Annotated in this window: 15 protein-coding genes and 1 pseudogene; 9 read left to right on the top strand and 7 right to left on the bottom strand. The window is 40.9% G+C overall.

Annotated features, from left to right (window positions below; translation table 11 throughout):
* Positions 1–91: 91 nt before the first annotated feature.
* Positions 92–322, top strand: coding sequence for an IDEAL domain-containing protein (locus ACQYAC_RS18340; protein ID WP_003210924.1), 231 nt, complete (start codon positions 92–94; stop codon positions 320–322).
* A gap of 62 nt (positions 323–384) precedes the next feature.
* Here ACQYAC_RS18340 and ACQYAC_RS18335 read toward each other — a convergent pair whose 3' ends face one another.
* The gene (locus tag ACQYAC_RS18335; protein WP_429943839.1) at positions 385–1,245 is read right to left on the bottom strand and encodes an SDR family oxidoreductase; all 861 of its coding nucleotides are present in this window, start codon (positions 1,243–1,245) and stop codon (positions 385–387) included.
* 145 nt (positions 1,246–1,390) lie between these two features.
* On the opposite strand from ACQYAC_RS18335, the gene ACQYAC_RS18330 reads away from it, so the two are divergent.
* The 5 genes and pseudogenes from ACQYAC_RS18330 (at position 1,391) to ACQYAC_RS18310 (ending at position 6,489) form a co-directional block, all read left to right on the top strand.
* Complete coding sequence (locus ACQYAC_RS18330; protein ID WP_061407275.1) at positions 1,391–2,923, top strand: FAD-dependent oxidoreductase; 1,533 nt, start codon at positions 1,391–1,393, stop codon at positions 2,921–2,923.
* A 91-nt stretch (positions 2,924–3,014) separates the two neighbouring features.
* Positions 3,015–3,554: pseudogene (locus tag ACQYAC_RS18325) on the top strand (protoglobin family protein); the annotation flags it as partial.
* Positions 3,555–3,698: 144 nt separating this feature from the next.
* Positions 3,699–4,310: a methyl-accepting chemotaxis protein gene (locus ACQYAC_RS18320; protein WP_404841025.1), complete on the top strand. Its 612-nt coding sequence runs from the start codon at positions 3,699–3,701 to the stop codon at positions 4,308–4,310.
* Positions 4,311–4,371: 61 nt separating this feature from the next.
* A complete protein-coding gene (locus tag ACQYAC_RS18315; RefSeq protein ID WP_058014376.1) occupies positions 4,372–4,956 on the top strand; it encodes a histidine phosphatase family protein in 585 nt (194 codons plus the stop codon).
* A 387-nt stretch (positions 4,957–5,343) separates the two neighbouring features.
* Positions 5,344–6,489 carry a serine alkaline protease SapB gene (locus ACQYAC_RS18310; RefSeq protein WP_058014377.1) on the top strand — a complete coding sequence of 382 codons (1,146 nt, stop codon included), beginning with the start codon at positions 5,344–5,346 and terminating at the stop codon, positions 6,487–6,489.
* A 41-nt stretch (positions 6,490–6,530) separates the two neighbouring features.
* Here ACQYAC_RS18310 and ACQYAC_RS18305 read toward each other — a convergent pair whose 3' ends face one another.
* Positions 6,531–7,814, bottom strand: a complete 1,284-nt coding sequence (locus tag ACQYAC_RS18305) for a M48 family metallopeptidase (RefSeq protein WP_429943838.1) — start codon at positions 7,812–7,814, stop codon at positions 6,531–6,533.
* Positions 7,815–7,991: 177 nt separating this feature from the next.
* On the opposite strand from ACQYAC_RS18305, the gene ACQYAC_RS18300 reads away from it, so the two are divergent.
* Positions 7,992–8,399: a hypothetical protein gene (locus ACQYAC_RS18300; RefSeq protein WP_058014379.1), complete on the top strand. Its 408-nt coding sequence runs from the start codon at positions 7,992–7,994 to the stop codon at positions 8,397–8,399.
* An 83-nt stretch (positions 8,400–8,482) separates the two neighbouring features.
* Here ACQYAC_RS18300 and ACQYAC_RS18295 read toward each other — a convergent pair whose 3' ends face one another.
* The 3 genes from ACQYAC_RS18295 to ACQYAC_RS18285 all read right to left on the bottom strand — a co-directional run bounded on the left by ACQYAC_RS18295 (position 8,483) and on the right by ACQYAC_RS18285 (position 11,945).
* Positions 8,483–10,036, bottom strand: a complete 1,554-nt coding sequence (locus tag ACQYAC_RS18295) for a fatty acid--CoA ligase family protein (RefSeq protein ID WP_429943837.1) — start codon at positions 10,034–10,036, stop codon at positions 8,483–8,485.
* A 171-nt stretch (positions 10,037–10,207) separates the two neighbouring features.
* Positions 10,208–11,197, bottom strand: coding sequence for a lipoate--protein ligase (locus ACQYAC_RS18290; protein WP_044140700.1), 990 nt, complete (start codon positions 11,195–11,197; stop codon positions 10,208–10,210).
* Positions 11,198–11,201: 4 nt separating this feature from the next.
* A complete protein-coding gene (locus tag ACQYAC_RS18285) occupies positions 11,202–11,945 on the bottom strand; it encodes an MBL fold metallo-hydrolase (protein ID WP_429943971.1) in 744 nt (247 codons plus the stop codon).
* A gap of 156 nt (positions 11,946–12,101) precedes the next feature.
* On the opposite strand from ACQYAC_RS18285, the gene yhfH reads away from it, so the two are divergent.
* Together yhfH and ACQYAC_RS18275 are read left to right on the top strand one after the other, a co-directional pair.
* On the top strand, positions 12,102–12,239 hold the full coding sequence (yhfH, locus tag ACQYAC_RS18280; protein WP_008359029.1) for a protein YhfH: 138 nt from the start codon (positions 12,102–12,104) through the stop codon (positions 12,237–12,239).
* Positions 12,240–12,578: 339 nt separating this feature from the next.
* Positions 12,579–13,868 carry a cation:dicarboxylate symporter family transporter gene (locus ACQYAC_RS18275; protein WP_144484625.1) on the top strand — a complete coding sequence of 430 codons (1,290 nt, stop codon included), beginning with the start codon at positions 12,579–12,581 and terminating at the stop codon, positions 13,866–13,868.
* Positions 13,869–13,901: 33 nt separating this feature from the next.
* Here the strand turns inward: ACQYAC_RS18275 and ACQYAC_RS18270 are convergent, their stop codons facing one another.
* Both ACQYAC_RS18270 and ACQYAC_RS18265 read right to left on the bottom strand, forming a co-directional pair.
* Positions 13,902–14,951 carry a M42 family metallopeptidase gene (locus ACQYAC_RS18270; RefSeq protein ID WP_169056227.1) on the bottom strand — a complete coding sequence of 350 codons (1,050 nt, stop codon included), beginning with the start codon at positions 14,949–14,951 and terminating at the stop codon, positions 13,902–13,904.
* Positions 14,952–15,094: 143 nt separating this feature from the next.
* Complete coding sequence (locus ACQYAC_RS18265; RefSeq protein ID WP_429943836.1) at positions 15,095–17,404, bottom strand: YhgE/Pip family protein; 2,310 nt, start codon at positions 17,402–17,404, stop codon at positions 15,095–15,097.
* Positions 17,405–17,418 lie beyond the last annotated feature (14 nt).

Here is a 17,418-nt window from a genome sequence, read left to right as displayed (position 1 = left end):
TCAAAAATAAATTGTCTAAAAATTATAAATTCTTGTTGATTTTTTCTCCACCAATCCATATACTATAAAAAAGGCATCGGGGGGATTCTTTATGAAAGAGAAAAAAACGTATGCTGAGCTCATGAAGTCCCGCAACACCCAAAAAACCGAAGAAAACGGCGTGACGATTTTAGACATCTATATTCAAATGGTTTTAGATGAGGCGCTTTATAAACAGCGCTTAACCTTCCTTAGAGAAGAGATTGATAAGGCACTGGATCAGCGTGATGAAAAGCGATTCAACGACCTGTCAGCTCAATATGCAGAACACTGCTTACACTAATCATGATGATTTTACTTGCGGCAAAGAGACAGCAACTCGTCTCTTTACCGCAAGTTTTTTGTTTATCCATTTAAAATGGTTCCGCCATTTACATGCAGAATTTGTCCATTTATATAAGAGGAGTCTTCGCTCGCTAAAAATAAATAGCTCGGCGCAAGCTCTACTGGCTCACCTGGCCGCTCCATTGGAACATCTCCGCCAAATTCGGAGACTTCCTTTTCCGTAAAGGTCGATGGAATGAGTGGTGTCCAAATGGGCCCTGGGGCTACCCCATTTACTCTGATTCCCTGTTTAATAAGCGATAAAGATAATGATCTCGTAAATGTCACGACTGCCCCTTTTGTAGCTGAATAGTCGATCAAGGTTTCATGCCCTTTATAGGCTGTGACAGATGCGGTATTTATGATACTGCTTCCTTTCTTTAAGTGAGGAAGTACCGCTTTTGTTAAATAAAACATGGCAAAAATATTCGTTTGAAATGTTCGAAGAAGCTGATGCGAGGTAATCTGTTCAATGCTTTTTTGCGGATGCTGTTCCCCGGCATTGTTCGCCAAAATATCAATGGAACCGAAAGCATCCTTCGTTTTTTTGACGACCTCATTTGAAAACGCCTCATCTCCTAAATCACCTGCAATTAAAATAGCGCGGCCTCCCGCCTTTTCAATATAGTCCTTCGTTTCCTCTGCATCGCGGTGCTCACTCAAGTAAACAATCGCGACATTGGCGCCTTCCTTCGCAAATAAAACCGAGACTGCTCTTCCAATCCCGCTGTCCCCACCTGTCACTATGGCTGTTTTCCCTGCTAATTTTTTATTCGGCACCTCTCGATCAAAAACAGGTCTTGGATTCATTTTATATTCAAGACCTGGGCGCTCACTTTGATGCTGAGGCGGCAATGTTTTCTTCGGCTGCTTTGTTGACACGTCTGTCCACTCCTTCCTTTTATCTTGTTTATTTTTATGTGTTGGCTATTTTTTTATGTATGTCGAACTAGTTTCCTTTCGAATGTATGTTTTTCTTCATCGAGGAAAAATTATACACAACAAGTGACTAACTGGAGGCGACAATATGGAACAAGAACATAAGGGGTTGGAACAGGCAAAATCGTTATGGATTGCGGATAGTCAAAAGCATTCTTTTCCTGCAGTACATGAGGATCTCACAGCAGATGTCATCATTGTCGGCGGCGGTATTACCGGTATCGCTACCGCGTTTGAAATGACAGAACGTGGGCTGGATGTCATCATCATTGATGCTGATCAACTGCTGCAAGGTACGACCGGACATACGACAGCTAAGATTACCTCACAGCACGATGTATACTACCATGAGCTGATCCAGCAAATTGGAATGCCCAAAGCCCGTTTGTATGTAGAAGCAAATGAGAAAGCAAAAGAGCTGATTCAAGCACGCGTTCAAAAGTACGACATTGATTGTCAGCTAGAAGTCAAAGATGCGTACCTCTATACAAAGGAAGAAAACGGTGTCAAAAAATTAAAAAAGGAATTAGATGCCTACAAACAGCTTGGGATTGATCGGGAATGGAAAACAGCGCTTCCTTTTGATGCTGACATCAAGGCTGCCCTAGCAATGACGCAGCAGGCACAGTTCCATCCCCTTCATTATCTCAATGCGCTCATTGACCAGCTCCTAGAGCGAGGTGTACGTATTTATGAACAGACAACTGCTGTTGACGTGAACGAAGGAAACCGCCCTGCTGTCGTCACCAAAAACGGCCATCATCTGACAGGCCGCTATATCATTTCCTGTTCGCACTTTCCTTTTTATGATGGGAAAGGACTTTATTTCACGCGCATTCACCCAGAGCAATCTTATGTGGTAGCAGCCAAAACAACGAAGCCGCTCCCAGATGGAATGTACTTAGGGATCGACCAGCCTGCTCATTCTTTAAGAACGGCAGAATGGGAGGGTGAGGAAGTGGTGCTCATCGGAGGAGAAGGTCATAAAACTGGACAAGGCGGAGATGAATCTGCTCACTATGAAGGATTAGAAAGTTTTGGAGACGCCACCCTTGGAATTGAAGAGGTGCTGTATCGCTGGTCGACACACGATATGGTGACAATGGATCAAATCCCTTACATCGGCCGCCTGACCAAACACCATCAAAATATCTTTGTTGCGACCGGTTTTAGAAAATGGGGCATGACAACAAGCCATGTCGCAGCTACTCTTATCGGTGATTTGATTGAAGGAAAATCGAATCCATCCGAATCCATTTTTACGCCATCAAGGCCTGTTTCTGATTCTTTCGTCAAAGATTTCGTTAAAGAAAACAGCAATGTCGCAGCCAAGCTGATCAGTGGTAAATTAAAACGAACCGATCAAACCATTGATGATTTAAAGCCAGGTGAAGGCGGTATTGTCTCTTATGAACATAAAAAATGCGGTGCCTTTAAATCAGAGGACGGGAACATTTTTCTTGTCGATACAACGTGTACTCACCTAGGCTGTGAAGTCGCTTGGAATAATAGCGACCGCACGTGGGATTGCCCGTGTCACGGCTCTCGTTTTTCTATTACTGGAGAAGTAGTAGAAGGCCCAGCAAAGAAACCACTAAAAAGGTCATATAAAGAACAGTAAAATTTTACTGATTCCCTTTAAAAAATCCAATATTATCCGATAGATAATATAAAGTCTGATAATTTGTGATGATTATAGGGGGACAAAAACATTGTTATTTAAAAAAGAGAAGAAAAGAAAAAACACTGCTTTTTTCACACAGCAGGACGATGGAATAAAACGTATCAACTTTTCTGACAATACGGATATCGCAAAACAAATCAAGATGATAGATCTGACGCAGCATGACCTATTGATTCTAAAACAGCTCAATCCAATTGTTCAGGACGATATCGCACATATCGTTGATAAATTTTATAAAAATTTAGAAGTTGAGTCTTCCTTGATGCATATCATTCAGGATAATAGTTCTGTCGAGCGTCTGAAAAAAACACTCCGCATTCATATTAGTGAAATGTTTGCAGGTGTGGTTGATGAAGCCTATGTGGCAAAACGAATTAAAATTGCGCAAGTTCATTTACGGATTGGCCTTCAGCCTAAGTGGTATATGGCAGCATTCCAGGATCTTCTGCTATCGATTATGGATTTATTTGCTCAGCATATCCAAGATTTCAAAGAATATCAGACAGCAGTGAAAGCGACGACGAAAATTTTAAATTTAGAACAGCAGCTTGTCCTTGATACGTTCCAAAATGAATATTCTAAAATTCGTGATGAAGCAGAACAGCAGCAGCAGGAGCTCCATACAAAGATCACAGAAACATCAAATTCACTTGCTTCTCTCTTCTCTAACACAACAAATGCAGTGGACAAGCTTGTATCAAAATCTGATGAGATGGCAGACATGTCACAAGCTGGAACGCAAATTTCAGCACAGGTTGAGGAAAAATCGATCGGCGGTAAAAAAGAATTAGAAATTCAACAAACACAAATGAACCAAATTGATGGCAGCATGACAAAGATTGAAACAGAAATTAAGCGTTTAGAAGAAATCGCAAAACAGATTGAACAAATCTTTGGGATTGTCACAGGCATTGCAGAGCAGACGAACTTGTTATCTTTAAATGCTTCCATCGAATCTGCACGAGCAGGCGAACACGGAAAAGGCTTTGCTGTCGTCGCAAACGAGGTTCGTAAATTATCAGAGGACACAAAGAAAACGGTGTCAACCGTATCTGAACTTGTCAACAATACCAATTCACAAATCTCCATTGTGTCTCAGCACATCGGAGACGTGAATTTACTCGTGACAGATAGTAAAGAAAAAATGACTCAAATCAATTCGCTCTTCGATGATATCGTCAGCAGCATGAACTTAAGCAAAAATCAAAATGGAAAAATTGAAATAGACCTTCAAACCTTCCTAAACGAACTGAAGGAAGTCAAACAAACGGTGTCTCAAGTTGCCAGCTCAGTCGAATCCTTAACAAGTCTCACAAATCGCTAATCCAGTCTTTTTTCTTCTGCTTTAGTATAATAGAAGAAAAGATAGAAAAGGCGGGATTTGATTGACAACAATTTGCCTAGTCAGACACGGGGAAACAGATTGGAATGCAGCGAAACGAATTCAAGGACGAACAGATATCCCTTTAAATGATACTGGTAAATGGCAGGCTGAACAAACGGGCCTTTATTTAAAAGATGCCCATTGGGATGTTGTCATTTCCAGTCCACTTACAAGGGCAAAAGAAACAGCACATTTGATTTTAAAACATGTAGATGCGCCTCTTGTCATCATGGATGATTTCATTGAACGTGATTATGGCGATGCTGAAGGCATGTCATTTGAGGAGCGCCAAAAGCTGTTTCCAAATAAACAGTATCCAAATATGGAGCCGCTTGAGACAATTCAAGATCGAATGGTAGAAGGCATTGAGAAAGTCAGAGCAGCCTATCCGAATCAACAAGTCCTGATCGTGGCACACGGCGCTGCCATCCATGCTTTACTCACCACCTTAGCGGATGAACATCTTGGTCTTGAGAACACGAGACTCGTCAATGCTTGCTTAAATTATGTGGAATGGAAAGATGGTAAATGGAAGGTGCTTGATTACAATGTGGTCAGCCATTTAACTCAATCCTCTCCTACTTAAAGAACCTGTTATGTAAACAGGTTCTTTTTAAATGACAAAAACAATGATAAAATAATATTTTTTTATATCGAAATTCGAAATAGATGCTAGACGTTTCTACCTATTTTAAGGCTTTTCGTGTATCGAATATTTCTCCGGAAATGGATCATAAGAAAAAAAGCACACTTCCTTTTTAATAGATAACCGCTGAAATAGTAGAATAAACATATTTTACCATCATTTCCAAGTGACTTAATTCCCCAATTTTCGCTAGGACTTTCACAAAAATTCAGGTCTACTCTTATTTGCCTACTTCCATTAAACTGAATATACAGAATAGTCAAACGGATCATTCTTATAGACTACGGATGATTATTCTGAAATAAAAAAAAGGGATGTGGATTGTGCGTGAAAAAGAAAAATGTGATGACAAGTGTTTTATTGGCTGTCCCTCTTTTGTTTTCAGCAGGGTTTGGAGGCTCCATGGCAAATGCCGAAACGGTCTCAAAGTCAGATAGTGAAAAGAGCTATATTGTTGGCTTTAAAGCCTCTGCCACTACAAACAGCTCTAAGAAACAAGCCGTCACTCAAAATGGTGGAAAACTAGAAAAGCAATATCGTCTCATTAATGCCGCACAAGTAAAGATGTCCGAACAAGCCGCAAAAAAACTTGAACATGACCCTAGCATTGCTTACGTAGAAGAAGACCACAAAGCAGAAGCATATGCACAAACCGTCCCTTATGGAATCCCTCAAATCAAAGCTCCCGCTGTACACGCTCAAGGTTATAAAGGTGCTAATGTCAAAGTAGCTGTCCTTGATACGGGCATCCACGCTGCACACCCTGACTTAAATGTTGCAGGCGGTGCCAGCTTCGTCCCTTCAGAACCAAATGCCACCCAAGACTTTCAATCACATGGAACTCACGTAGCCGGAACGATCGCTGCCCTTGATAACACAATTGGTGTTCTTGGGGTCGCTCCAAGTGCTTCCCTATATGCTGTTAAAGTATTAGACCGCTATGGCGACGGACAATATAGCTGGATCATTAGCGGTATTGAATGGGCAGTAGCCAATAATATGGATGTCATCAACATGAGCTTAGGCGGACCAAACGGTTCAACAGCTCTTAAAAATGCCGTTGATACAGCGAATAATCGCGGAGTCGTTGTTGTGGCGGCTGCAGGTAACTCAGGTTCCACTGGTTCTACAAGTACAGTTGGCTATCCAGCAAAATATGATTCTACCATTGCCGTTGCCAATGTAAACAGCAGCAATGTCAGAAATACGTCTTCCAGCGCAGGTCCTGAATTAGATGTTTCTGCACCTGGTACTTCTATTTTAAGTACTGTACCAAGCAGTGGATACACTTCCTATACTGGAACGTCTATGGCGTCTCCTCATGTAGCAGGAGCAGCAGCGCTTATCCTTTCTAAGTACCCGAACCTATCAACTTCTCAGGTTCGTCAGCGCTTAGAAAACACAGCAACACCGCTTGGTAACTCCTTCTATTACGGAAAAGGGTTAATCAACGTTCAAGCGGCTTCTAACTAAAAAAGAATAAATAAAATCCGGCTGATGCAGCCGGATTTTATTTATTGCTTCCTCGATGTTTCCTCTTTTTCCGCTGCTTTTTCCATCTCCATAATTCTCTCCATCATCGTTGGGTGCCCGTAGCGGAAGACCTTCACTAAAAGTGGTGGATTCACCTGAGACAGCCCTGATTTTGCAAGTTTTTGAAAAGACGTCACCCCTGCCTCTCCGTCTTTTGTCAGGTTGATCGCATACTCATCTGCTGCACGTTCTTGATGTCTTGAAACTGCATTTGTAAAAGGTGATGCTGCAAATGACAGCATCGATACAATCATGAGAAGAAGCGGAAGAGCGGCGATATCGCGCGGCTCCCTCAGCCGAAATAGAACTGCTCCTTTGCGATAGAAATAAAAATAGAGACGGTCGATTGCAAAAAATCCCGCAAGCGACAGTACTAAATATCCTGCTAATCCTATATAGACATGCTTCATGACGTAATGTCCCATTTCATGCGCCATGATAAATAAAATTTCGCGATCTTTCAGCTTTTGCAGTGTCGTATCCCATAACACAATACGCTTATTTTCACCAATCCCTGTGACATAAGCATTCATCGTGTTCGTTTTCTCAGACATATTGACCTCATATACATGATCTGCCGGGATATGAGCTTTGTCTGCAAGCGTTAAGATCTTGTTCTCAAGAGCTTGATCCTTTAGTGGATAAAAACTGTTATATAACGGATCAATAACGACTGGCTGTATAAAGAAGAGAAATAGTGTGAATGGGACTGTCAGACACCAAGCATACAGCCACCAGCGCTTTCTTCTTTTTTGAATAAGCCAAAAGAATATAATTGCACATAGGGCAAGAAGCGGATATTGAATCCAGAAATCTAGAATTTGATCTTTCAACCAGCTTGCCGTACTTTGAGCAGATACTCCGTAGTGCAAAGACAGCTGATAGCCAATCCACTTAATGGGAAGCGCAATTAGCATTGTCAAAAGCGACAATACAAACACATATACAAGTTTGCTTAAAAATGTAAAACGAGCTGCTGCCAGACTCCAGTCTGCTAATTTTCGTGAAAACCCTAAAATGAGCAGAAGAAAAAAGACATACCAATCTAATGGAATTGTCATGAAAAACAGCAAGTTACGTATGTTCGAGAAATTCTCGCTGATGACAAGCTCATGGCTTGTCATAAAGGTATGCGGATCTGCACTTGTTCCTTTTACACTGTCAGGAACCGATGCATCCCCAAATAGAAACAAATAAGAATAAATAAAAAGACCGTACAATATGTATGCTACCGTTGCAAGAGCTACCCATTTACGTCCTCGCACAGGTCAGCCTCCTTTCCATCCCTTTCTCTATTCTAAGCATCCATTCTTTTGTTTAGAACCTGTCTCATGTGGCTCCATCATAGCATGCCCTATCTGAAAAAGCTTTCACGAAAAAAATGATTATGCTACTCAAAAATCGGAGATGCTACATATAAAATAGTGAGTTGGAGGATCGAAATGAAGAAAATCCTTGCAGGAGTTGTGATCTTTGGACTTTTACTTATTACCTTCTTTTATGTATTCAGCCGGACGAGCGACATCTTTGATGAGAATCGAGCAGAAAAATTGCTCCTTTCATCTGAAAACGAGTCCATTTCTTATGAAATAGATGATAAGGACACAGCAGAAGATTTAATAGAAGAATTAAACAAAGGCAAACAAACAAGCAATCATCTCAAAAAAAATTTAAAGAAACCAGATTATATCGCCAAGGTGATGTACGGCCGAACAAACGGCACCACCTTTCAGCTTTGGACAAACCGTTCGCAGGTTGTTTTTTTAGTAGATGGGACTTATTATGAGCTGAATCAAAAACAGTCTCATTCTTTTCAGAAACAGTTAAAAGAAGCTATTCAAAAGAGCTGAAATTTTATCTCTTTGTCTTCTGAACAGTGTTATAGAACCTGTACACACTAAGGGAGTCTCTTCATAAGAGAGACTCCCTTTTCTTATTTACTTTCCTCTGCTTGATACTTTTCCTTTAGTGCTCTTCTTAAAATTTTACCTGTTGTGTTCTTTGGAATATCATCTATGAAATGGATCGTTTGGGGCTGCTTATATTTCGCTAAAAAGCGTGAACAATGTGTGATGATGTCTTCTTGATCGATGTGAGCATGTTTCTTAGGGGAAATGTAACAGACGACAGCCTCTCCGGTGTTCGGATCCGGCACACCGATGACAACGGCTTCTGCTACAGCTTCATGTTGATAAAGCACTTCTTCTACTTCTCTTGGATACACATTATAACCGCCAACGAGAATCATATCCTTTTTCCGATCGACAATATAAATGTATCCTTCTTCATCTCTTCTTGCTAAATCACCGGTGTACAGCCACCCGTCTCTAAGTGCAGCTTCAGTATCTTCTGGCATTTGATAATAGCCTTTCATAATGTTGGGTCCTTTTGCTATGAGCTCTCCGACTTCATTTGGACCGACTTCTTCTCCTAGTTCATTCACAATCTTATTCTTCACATTCATAATGTCGGTCCCGACTGAACCGGGTTTTCTCTTTCCATCAAGAGGGTTGAATGCAGTGACTGGGGAAGCTTCTGATAATCCGTAACCCTCCAGCACCGTGACACCAAATTTTTTCTCAAAACCGTGAAGTAAAGCAACAGGCATTGAGGCACCGCCTGATATACAAATTCTCACAGAGGACATCGCTTTTTCATGCCCTTCCTGGCGGTATAAATAGTTATACATGGTCGGAACACCAACAAATAACGTGGGCTTCTCTTTTTCCATCATTCGCAAAAGCTCTGATGGGCTGAAATGCGGCAGGACATAGATGGTCGCGCCATGAATCAATGGCGCATTCATACAAACCGTTAAACAAAATACGTGGAACATCGGCAATGCGGCAATCACCTTGTCCTTTTCATCAATGGATAGGTACTCAGCAACGTCTCTAGCATTTGAATACAGGTTGAAATGAGTCAGCATCGCACCCTTTGGTTTTCCTGTCGTGCCAGATGTAAATAAAATAACTGCCGTATCATCCTGATGAATAGAAGGATGCACGGTCTCTTTCGCATGGCCAGACACAAGCTTTCCAAAGAAGACAAGTTGATCTGATACTTCCTTAAAACTTGATCTGCACGCAGATTCATTTTCTGCACAAATAATCACCCGTTCAATAGACGGAAGCTGTTCGTACACCTGCTCGTACACTGGCAGTAGCTGTTCAGGGGCAACAATGCCTTTTACATTACCTGTAATCAGCATATAGCCAATTTCACTAGGCGTGTATGTTGGATTGATTGGTACTACGACAAGCCCTGCCTTTAAAGCACCAAAAAAAGAAATGACAAAATGCGGTGAATTTCCTAAAATAAGCGCGATATGATCCCCGGCTTGAAACCCTTCGCTCACTAAACCATCTGCAAAGCGCTCGATACTTGTCATGAGCTCCCGGTAGGTCCACTGATTTCCTTCAAAGATCAGTGCGATATCTTCTCCTTTCGTCATCGCCGTCTGCTCTAGATTTTTGATCAAATCCATTCTCCCACCCCTTACATGTCATCAATGAATGAATAACCATTCATTTTATGGCCAAACATTCCTCCTTTCTATTATAATAGACAATTGAAAAAATCCACAAGATCAAATGTAAATCGCTTTCATTTCTTTCAATCAAAAAAGCACCGCTATCTCTAGCCGTGCTTGTCCCTCTTAATAAATCAAATCAAGAAAATCCTCTTTTGATACGTTGCCGAAGTAGTGGCGCATGTCCATATCCTCTAATACGTCGCTGATCGTTTTGCGATCATACTGCTGCCCAATGAGTCTTTTTTCAATATCAGCAATATCCCCTACACCAAAGAAATCACCAAAGATCTTGCAGTCCTGAATCATTCCTTTTTTCACTTCTAATCGAAGATCAATGGAGCCTGCTGAGAATCTCTTAGAATGCTGCAAATTAAATTTCGGCGAACGACCGTAGTTCCATTCCCATTTTTGATATCGATCACGAGAAATCTCGTGAATCTTTTCCCAATCCTTCTCAGTCAACTGATATTGAGGAACATCCCCATTCGTGTCGAAAATGTAGCTTAACAGAATTTTTCTAAATTCTTCTGTTGTCATCTTTTGATCCATTAGTTCACTAATATTGGCAACCCTGCTTCTAATGGATTTAATGCCTTTTGATTCAATCTTTTCTTTTTTCACATTTAAAGCCGAAACAACATGTTCAATTTCTGAATCAAATAGGAGCGTGCCATGGCTGAAAATGCGCCCTCTTGTAGCAAACTGAGCATTTCCAGAAATTTTCCGACCATCTGCCATGATGTCATTTCTGCCACTTAATTCAGCTTTGACGCCTAGTTTTTCAAGCGCCTGAATGACTGGCTCCGTAAACTTTTTAAAATTATGGAAGCTGTCCCCATCGTCTTTTGTGATAAAGCTGAAGTTTAAGTTTCCTTTGTCATGGTAAACTGCGCCACCACCGGACAGGCGGCGGACAACTTTGATGCCGTTGTCTTCGACATACTTTGTGTTGATTTCTTCTATTGTATTTTGGTTCTTTCCAATGATAATCGACGGCTGGTTAATATAGAACAGCAAGTACGTTTCTTCTGGGTCTAAATATTTTAAGCAATATTCTTCAATTGCCAAATTAATCATTGGATCATAATGTTGTTCGTTATCGATAAACAGCATCTCTCTATCTTCCTTCCTTGTTCCATCTAAGCCCTGAATGGGCAAGCTGTATATTGCCAGTATATAACGCCTGTGCTTCATTGACTAGGTCTTTATGACGACCAAAATGGGGCAGGTGGGTGATGATCAGTTCCCCAACATTTGCTTCCATTGCAAGCTTGCCCACCTCTGTACTATTCATATGTCCTGCACTCGATCCGTCCTGTCCAGCGTAGAAGTTGCTTTCAGCAATCAGTAGATCTGCATCCTTGCTAAATGGGACAAATGCCTCCTGATAACTTGAATCTGCTGTATACACCACCACAGCATCCTCTTTCTGAATTCTCATCGCATAGCATTCTGCCGGATGAACCGTTTTCAAAAAATCAATTTGAAATGGACCAATTTGAATACCCTCTTCTGGCTGATAAGCCTTTGCCTTAGTATGTACGTCATCCGCAAGCCGCCCAAATGCTTCTTGATTACCTGTATGTCCATAGATCGGAAGCGGACCGCTGCTTTTTCCTAAATGATATCCCACTAGCTTCGCATATTGGAGTGGTCCGATATCTGCAATATGATCGTGGTGATAATGAGAAAGGAGAACAGCATCAAGTTCTTCTATATCTATGTATTGTTGCAGTTTGGAAAGAACACCACTCCCGCAGTCTACAAGTAGACGAAAGCCATCTGATTCAAAAAGATACCCCGACGTCGCTTCACCAGCGGCCGGAAACCCTCCGTAGCATCCAATGACAGTTAACTTCATCGTCATTTTTCCCTCCTTTTCTAAAAATCCCCTTCTTACAATATACCCATTTTTCATGAAAAAAGCATTCTTCTTGCCTATTGTTACAAAACAGATTGACAATTACTAATCTGTTATAATACAATGATAGCAACAAAGCGTATTGGAGGATGACAAATGCTAGGAAAAATCACAGAGTTTTTTAGAAATTTGCCCTCAAAAAAATGCACAAAATGTGGAAATGATTTAATGGAACAACACGAGTGTTACGGTAATGAATGTGAGGAATGCTCACAAGTAAGTTATCTTAAATAAGGTAAAAAATTCAATTAAAAAGCACTTTTTTCCTCCGTCGTCAGTTGGAGTCAAAAGTGCTTTTTATTTTTTCTGAAAAATAGGTAAAAAGGTAAAACCCTTGGTCTAAAAGGGTTTTTTAGTATTTTCATCTGATGAGTTTTAGTTCCGAAGGCACTTTTTATTGACTTGAATCAATAATGGAGGTTCTAAATGTTCATTTTTTCAAACAATTTTGTATTTTCTTAATATAATTTAATCGTGGACGAAACTCTTTAATTTTAGTTATACTTTAATTCATATATTAAAACTTAATATGATGGGAATATTCCTTTAATGAATATGTTAGGGAGGAAATCTATGAAAAAATTAAAATTTGGATTAGCTACACAAATCCTAATCGGTCTTATTCTCGGTGTCGTTGTTGGGGCAATCTTTTTCGGTAACCCAGGCGTTGAGACTTATTTAAAACCAATTGGAGACTTCTTCTTAAGACTCATTAAGATGATTGTAATACCAATTGTCGTATCTAGCTTAATTCTAGGTGTTGCAGGTGCAGGTGATGGTAAAAAGGTAGGGAAACTTGGCTTTAGAACCATTCTTTATTTTGAAATTATCACAACATTTGCGATTATTCTTGGTCTTGTGCTTGCTAACTTTGTTCAACCTGGTGCAGGCGTTGACTTTGGAAATACGGAAAAACAAGATATTAGCCAGTATGTTGAAACGGAAAAAGAGCAAAGCAGCAAATCAGTTGCTGATACGTTCCTTCATATCGTTCCAACGAACTTCTTCCAATCATTGGCGGAAGGTGATTTGCTTGCAATTATTTTCTTCACTGTGCTATTTGCTCTTGGCGTTTCAGCCATCGGTGAACGCGGCAAACCAGTGCTCGCCTTCTTTGAAGGTGTATCACACGCCATGTTCCATGTCGTCAATGTTGTGATGAAAGCTGCACCATTTGGTGTCTTCGCACTCATTGGTGTGACTGTATCAAAATTTGGTCTTGAATCTCTTATTTCATTAGGTAAGCTTGTAGGTCTTGTTTATTTTGCGCTCGCTCTCTTCCTTATTGTTGTATTCGGAATTATTGGAAAGATGATTGGCGTCAATATTTTCAGATTTCTTGCCTACATGAAAGACGAAATGCTTCTTGCCTTTAGTACATCCAGCTCTGAAACAGTTTTACCAAGAGTCATGGATAAAATGGAGCGCATTGGATGTCCGAAGGGAATTGTTTCTTTCGTTATCCCAATCGGTTATACATTTAACCTGGACGGCTCCGTCTTGTATCAAGCGATCGCTGCGCTTTTCCTTGCACAGGTATACGGCATTGACCTTACGATTGTCCAGCAGCTCACACTTATTCTTGTGCTGATGGTAACATCTAAAGGTATGGCTGCCGTTCCTGGTACGTCATTTGTTGTATTACTTGCCACATTAGGAACAATCGGTGTACCTGCCGAAGGTCTAGCATTTATTGCAGGTGTAGATCGTATCATGGATATGGCACGAACAGTTGTTAACTTAACAGGAAATGCACTTGCAGCTGTTGTGATGTCTAAATGGGAAGGGCAATATGACCCTGAAAAAGGACATCGCGTGATGACTGGACAAGATGTACCTGAACCGACACAGCTTTCAAGCTAATGAAAAAGAACCCCGATCAATGGGGTTCTTTTTTTATGCTGTGATTAATGACGATTGCACGTAGTGATAAAGAAGATTCGCTGTATGGACAAGGGAATCTTCATGCGTTCGTTCAAAAGCATGCGAGGAATCTATTCCCGGACCAATCAGTCCATGAATGATATCATGCCCTGCTCGAATCGCTGCTGATGCATCAGAGCCGTAATAAGGGTAAATATCTAGACGATAATCAATATTATTCTCTTCTGCTAATGCGGCTAAATGCTTGCGTAATCCATAATGATAAGGACCACTTGAGTCCTTCACACAAATAGACACGCTGTATTCATCTGTTGATTGACCATCGCCGATCGCCCCCATATCAACAGCTAGGTATTCCACCGTTTCTTCTGGAATATTGGAGTTTCCACCGTAGCCAATTTCTTCATTATTAGAAATTAAGAAGTGCGTCGTATGCGGCAAAGTGATGTTTTCCTTTTGAATGCGGTGGATGAGTCGCAGCAAAAGCGCTACACTTGCCTTGTCATCAAGGTGTCTTGATTTAATAAAACCTGATGATGTCACTTCCACTCTAGGGTCAAATGAGATAAAGTCCCCTACTTGAATGCCAAGTGCTTTGACATCGTCTGCATTTTGCACCTTTTCATCGAGACGAATCTCCATATTCTCTTGGTTTCGTTTTGCTTTTCCAGCATCCGCATAGACGTGAACGGATGTTTGATGCATCAGAATGGTACCTGTGTATGTATGACCTGCTGCTGTTTCAATTTCACAATATTCGCCTTCAATTGAGTTATATTGAAAGCCTCCAATGAGTGCAAGACGAAGCCGTCCATTTGATTTAATTTCCTTTACCATCGCACCGAGCGTATCGACATGTGCTGTCAGCATGCGGTGTTCCTTGTCATCAGTTCCTTTAATAGTGGCAATTAAGCCGCCCTTACGATTTCGTTTTGTCTCAATATTTACATCTTGTAAAAAGCGTTCAACAAAGCCGATCACCTTTTCTGTATTCCCTGACGGACTTGGAATCGATACGAGCTTTTGAATCAGCTGAACGGTTTCATTTACTTCAGTTGTCATTCGGCATTTCCTCCTTTGTGTGAAAGCAATTCCTTCCATGTATGCCTTTTATAGCATCTCTTCTTAAAATATATCGCTTCGGGTTCAAGATGTCTAATTTCAAATCAAAAATCCTTTCTCCATCAAGAGAAAGGATTCATTGATTAAGCTTCGTCTTGTTTCATTTTTCTTACGTTCCAAGCAAAGTATGCGGTTGTTGCCGCCATCATGATGATCGCAACTGTACCGAGAATCGCTGCTTGGTGCCATAAATAGCTGTCATCACCGCTTGCAATGATCGTTCTAAATCCATTGATTGTATACGTCATTGGAAGCAGACTATGAATAACTTGGAAGAACTTCGGTACAAGCTCAAGCGGGAATGTACCAGCACTTGCCGCGAGCTGAAGAACTAAGATAATGACGGCAATGAAGCGTCCTGGGTTCCCCATTGTTGTGGCTAGCAGCTGAATAATCGCTAAAAATGTCAGACTGACGACGATTGCAAATAGATAGAAGCGCCAGAGGCTTTCCACCTCAAGACCAAGTCCAAAGATGAGCATCGTACTTGCAATGACTGCTTGAAGGATACCGACAAGCAGAAGCACGCTATATTTGCTGACAAACCATTCAAACGCATTTCTAGGGCGTCCAGCAGGGTCTTTCATTGGGAATACGACGGTGAGCATTAGAGCCCCAACAAAGAGTCCCATGGATAAAATATAAGGCGTGAGCCCTGTTCCATAATTATCAATCTTTTTCGCTGTATCGTTTTCTGTTTTAACAGGGCTTGCAATCATATTGTAATTATCTTGATTTGCATCAATTTCACCTGTTTCATCAGCAGCGCTTTTCAATTTATTGGACAGCTTACCTGTACCGCTTTTTAAATCTCCCAATCCTTTATCAAGCGATTTTGAGCCTTCGGCAAGCTTAGATGTATTGCTTTGGATATTTGTTGAACCACTTTCCAGCTTATTTAACGCTGCGCTAAGCTGGCTTGATCCATTTGCAAGCTTATCCGCTCCGCTTTTCGCCGTATCAAGCTTTCCATTTGCTGTTTGCAGGCCATCTTGTAATTGGCCTTGACCTGTTTGAAGCTTCAGTGCACCTTGATACAATTTATTCGTACCAGATGTCATTTGGTCGATCGCATTTTGAATCGCGACTGTAGACGTGTACAGCTGTTCTGTTTTCTCTGGCAGCTGTTTGACTTGCTGCAGCTGCGCTTTTGCAGATGCAACTGCTTGTTGAACCTCACTTGCATCAGGCAGTTCCTGCAAGGCCGCTAAGCTTTGTTCGAGTCCAGACAGATCAGGCAGTTCGATTTTAGGCAGACTGTTCAGCTGATCCATTACCGCCTTTTTCTCTTCATCTGTCATAGAGCTGTTTTGGATAATGCTTTTTACTTTAGCATCTCGATTTGATAATGCTTCTTTTAATGAAGCAAGTTTTGTACTGAACGTTTTTGCGTCTTTTTTCACCTGATCGAGTTTAGGCGCCATCTTTTCAAGATTCGCTAATTCTGGTGACGATAAGACTTTTTCCACTGCTGCAATTTTTTCTGAAAAGGATTGTGCTTTGTTGTTTAGCTGCTCAATGCCTGCTGTGAATTGCGGCATTTTAGAAGCGAGCTGCTGATGTCCTTCTCGGCTTGTGTTTAATCCTTCGGTTAATGTATCAATTCCTGAACCAAGCTCTCCAAATTTCTGATCAATGGTTTGATAGCCTGTTAAAAGCTGACCAAGTCCACTGTCTAAAGACTGTATGCCTGTGTTCAGTTCACCCATTTTCCCTGCGAACTGATGAACACCTTCGCTATAGGTTAACGTACCTTCAGCCAATTTGGCTAAGTTGTCTTTTAATTTCGTACTGCCATCTTTTGCGCTTTTTGTTCCGTCATCAATTTTCTTCGCGCCATCGCTTGCTTGATCTAATCCTTTTGCAATGGTTTTGAAGTTATCAAAGATGACCTCGGCGTAATTTTTTGTGACTTCTTTTGAAACCGAATCTTTTAATTTGATAATGGCATTATTCGCAATTTGTGACGCCGCATAGTTGGCGCCCGGATTCGTATAATATTTCAGATTCGATTTTTTCGGATGCTTTTCTAGCACTGTACTTGCATTTTTCGAGAAATTCTTTGGTATTTCCACCACGAGGTAATAGTCCTCGTTATTTAATCCTTTTATGGCCTTTTCATGACTATCGACAAAGTTCCATTTAAAATTATCGTTTTTCTTTAATTCCTTTACTAAATCATCGCCAACTTGAAGGGTTTTCCCGTCATAATGACTGCCCTCATCCAAGTTGACAACCGCCACAGGCAATTGATCAACTGTACCATAAGGGTCCCAGTACGCTTTTAAAAATACACCACTGTAAATCAGCGGAATAAATAAGACAGCTAAAATCGGGATCAGTAGTTTTTTGCTCGTTACAATGTCTTTCCATTGATTCCGAATTAAATTCATTGCTGTTTTCCTCC

The sequence above is a fragment of the Bacillus sp. MM09(2025) genome (assembly GCF_050496725.1).
Classification (GTDB): domain Bacteria; phylum Bacillota; class Bacilli; order Bacillales; family Bacillaceae; genus Bacillus; species Bacillus pumilus.
This window is presented reverse-complemented; position numbering and strand designations above follow the sequence as displayed.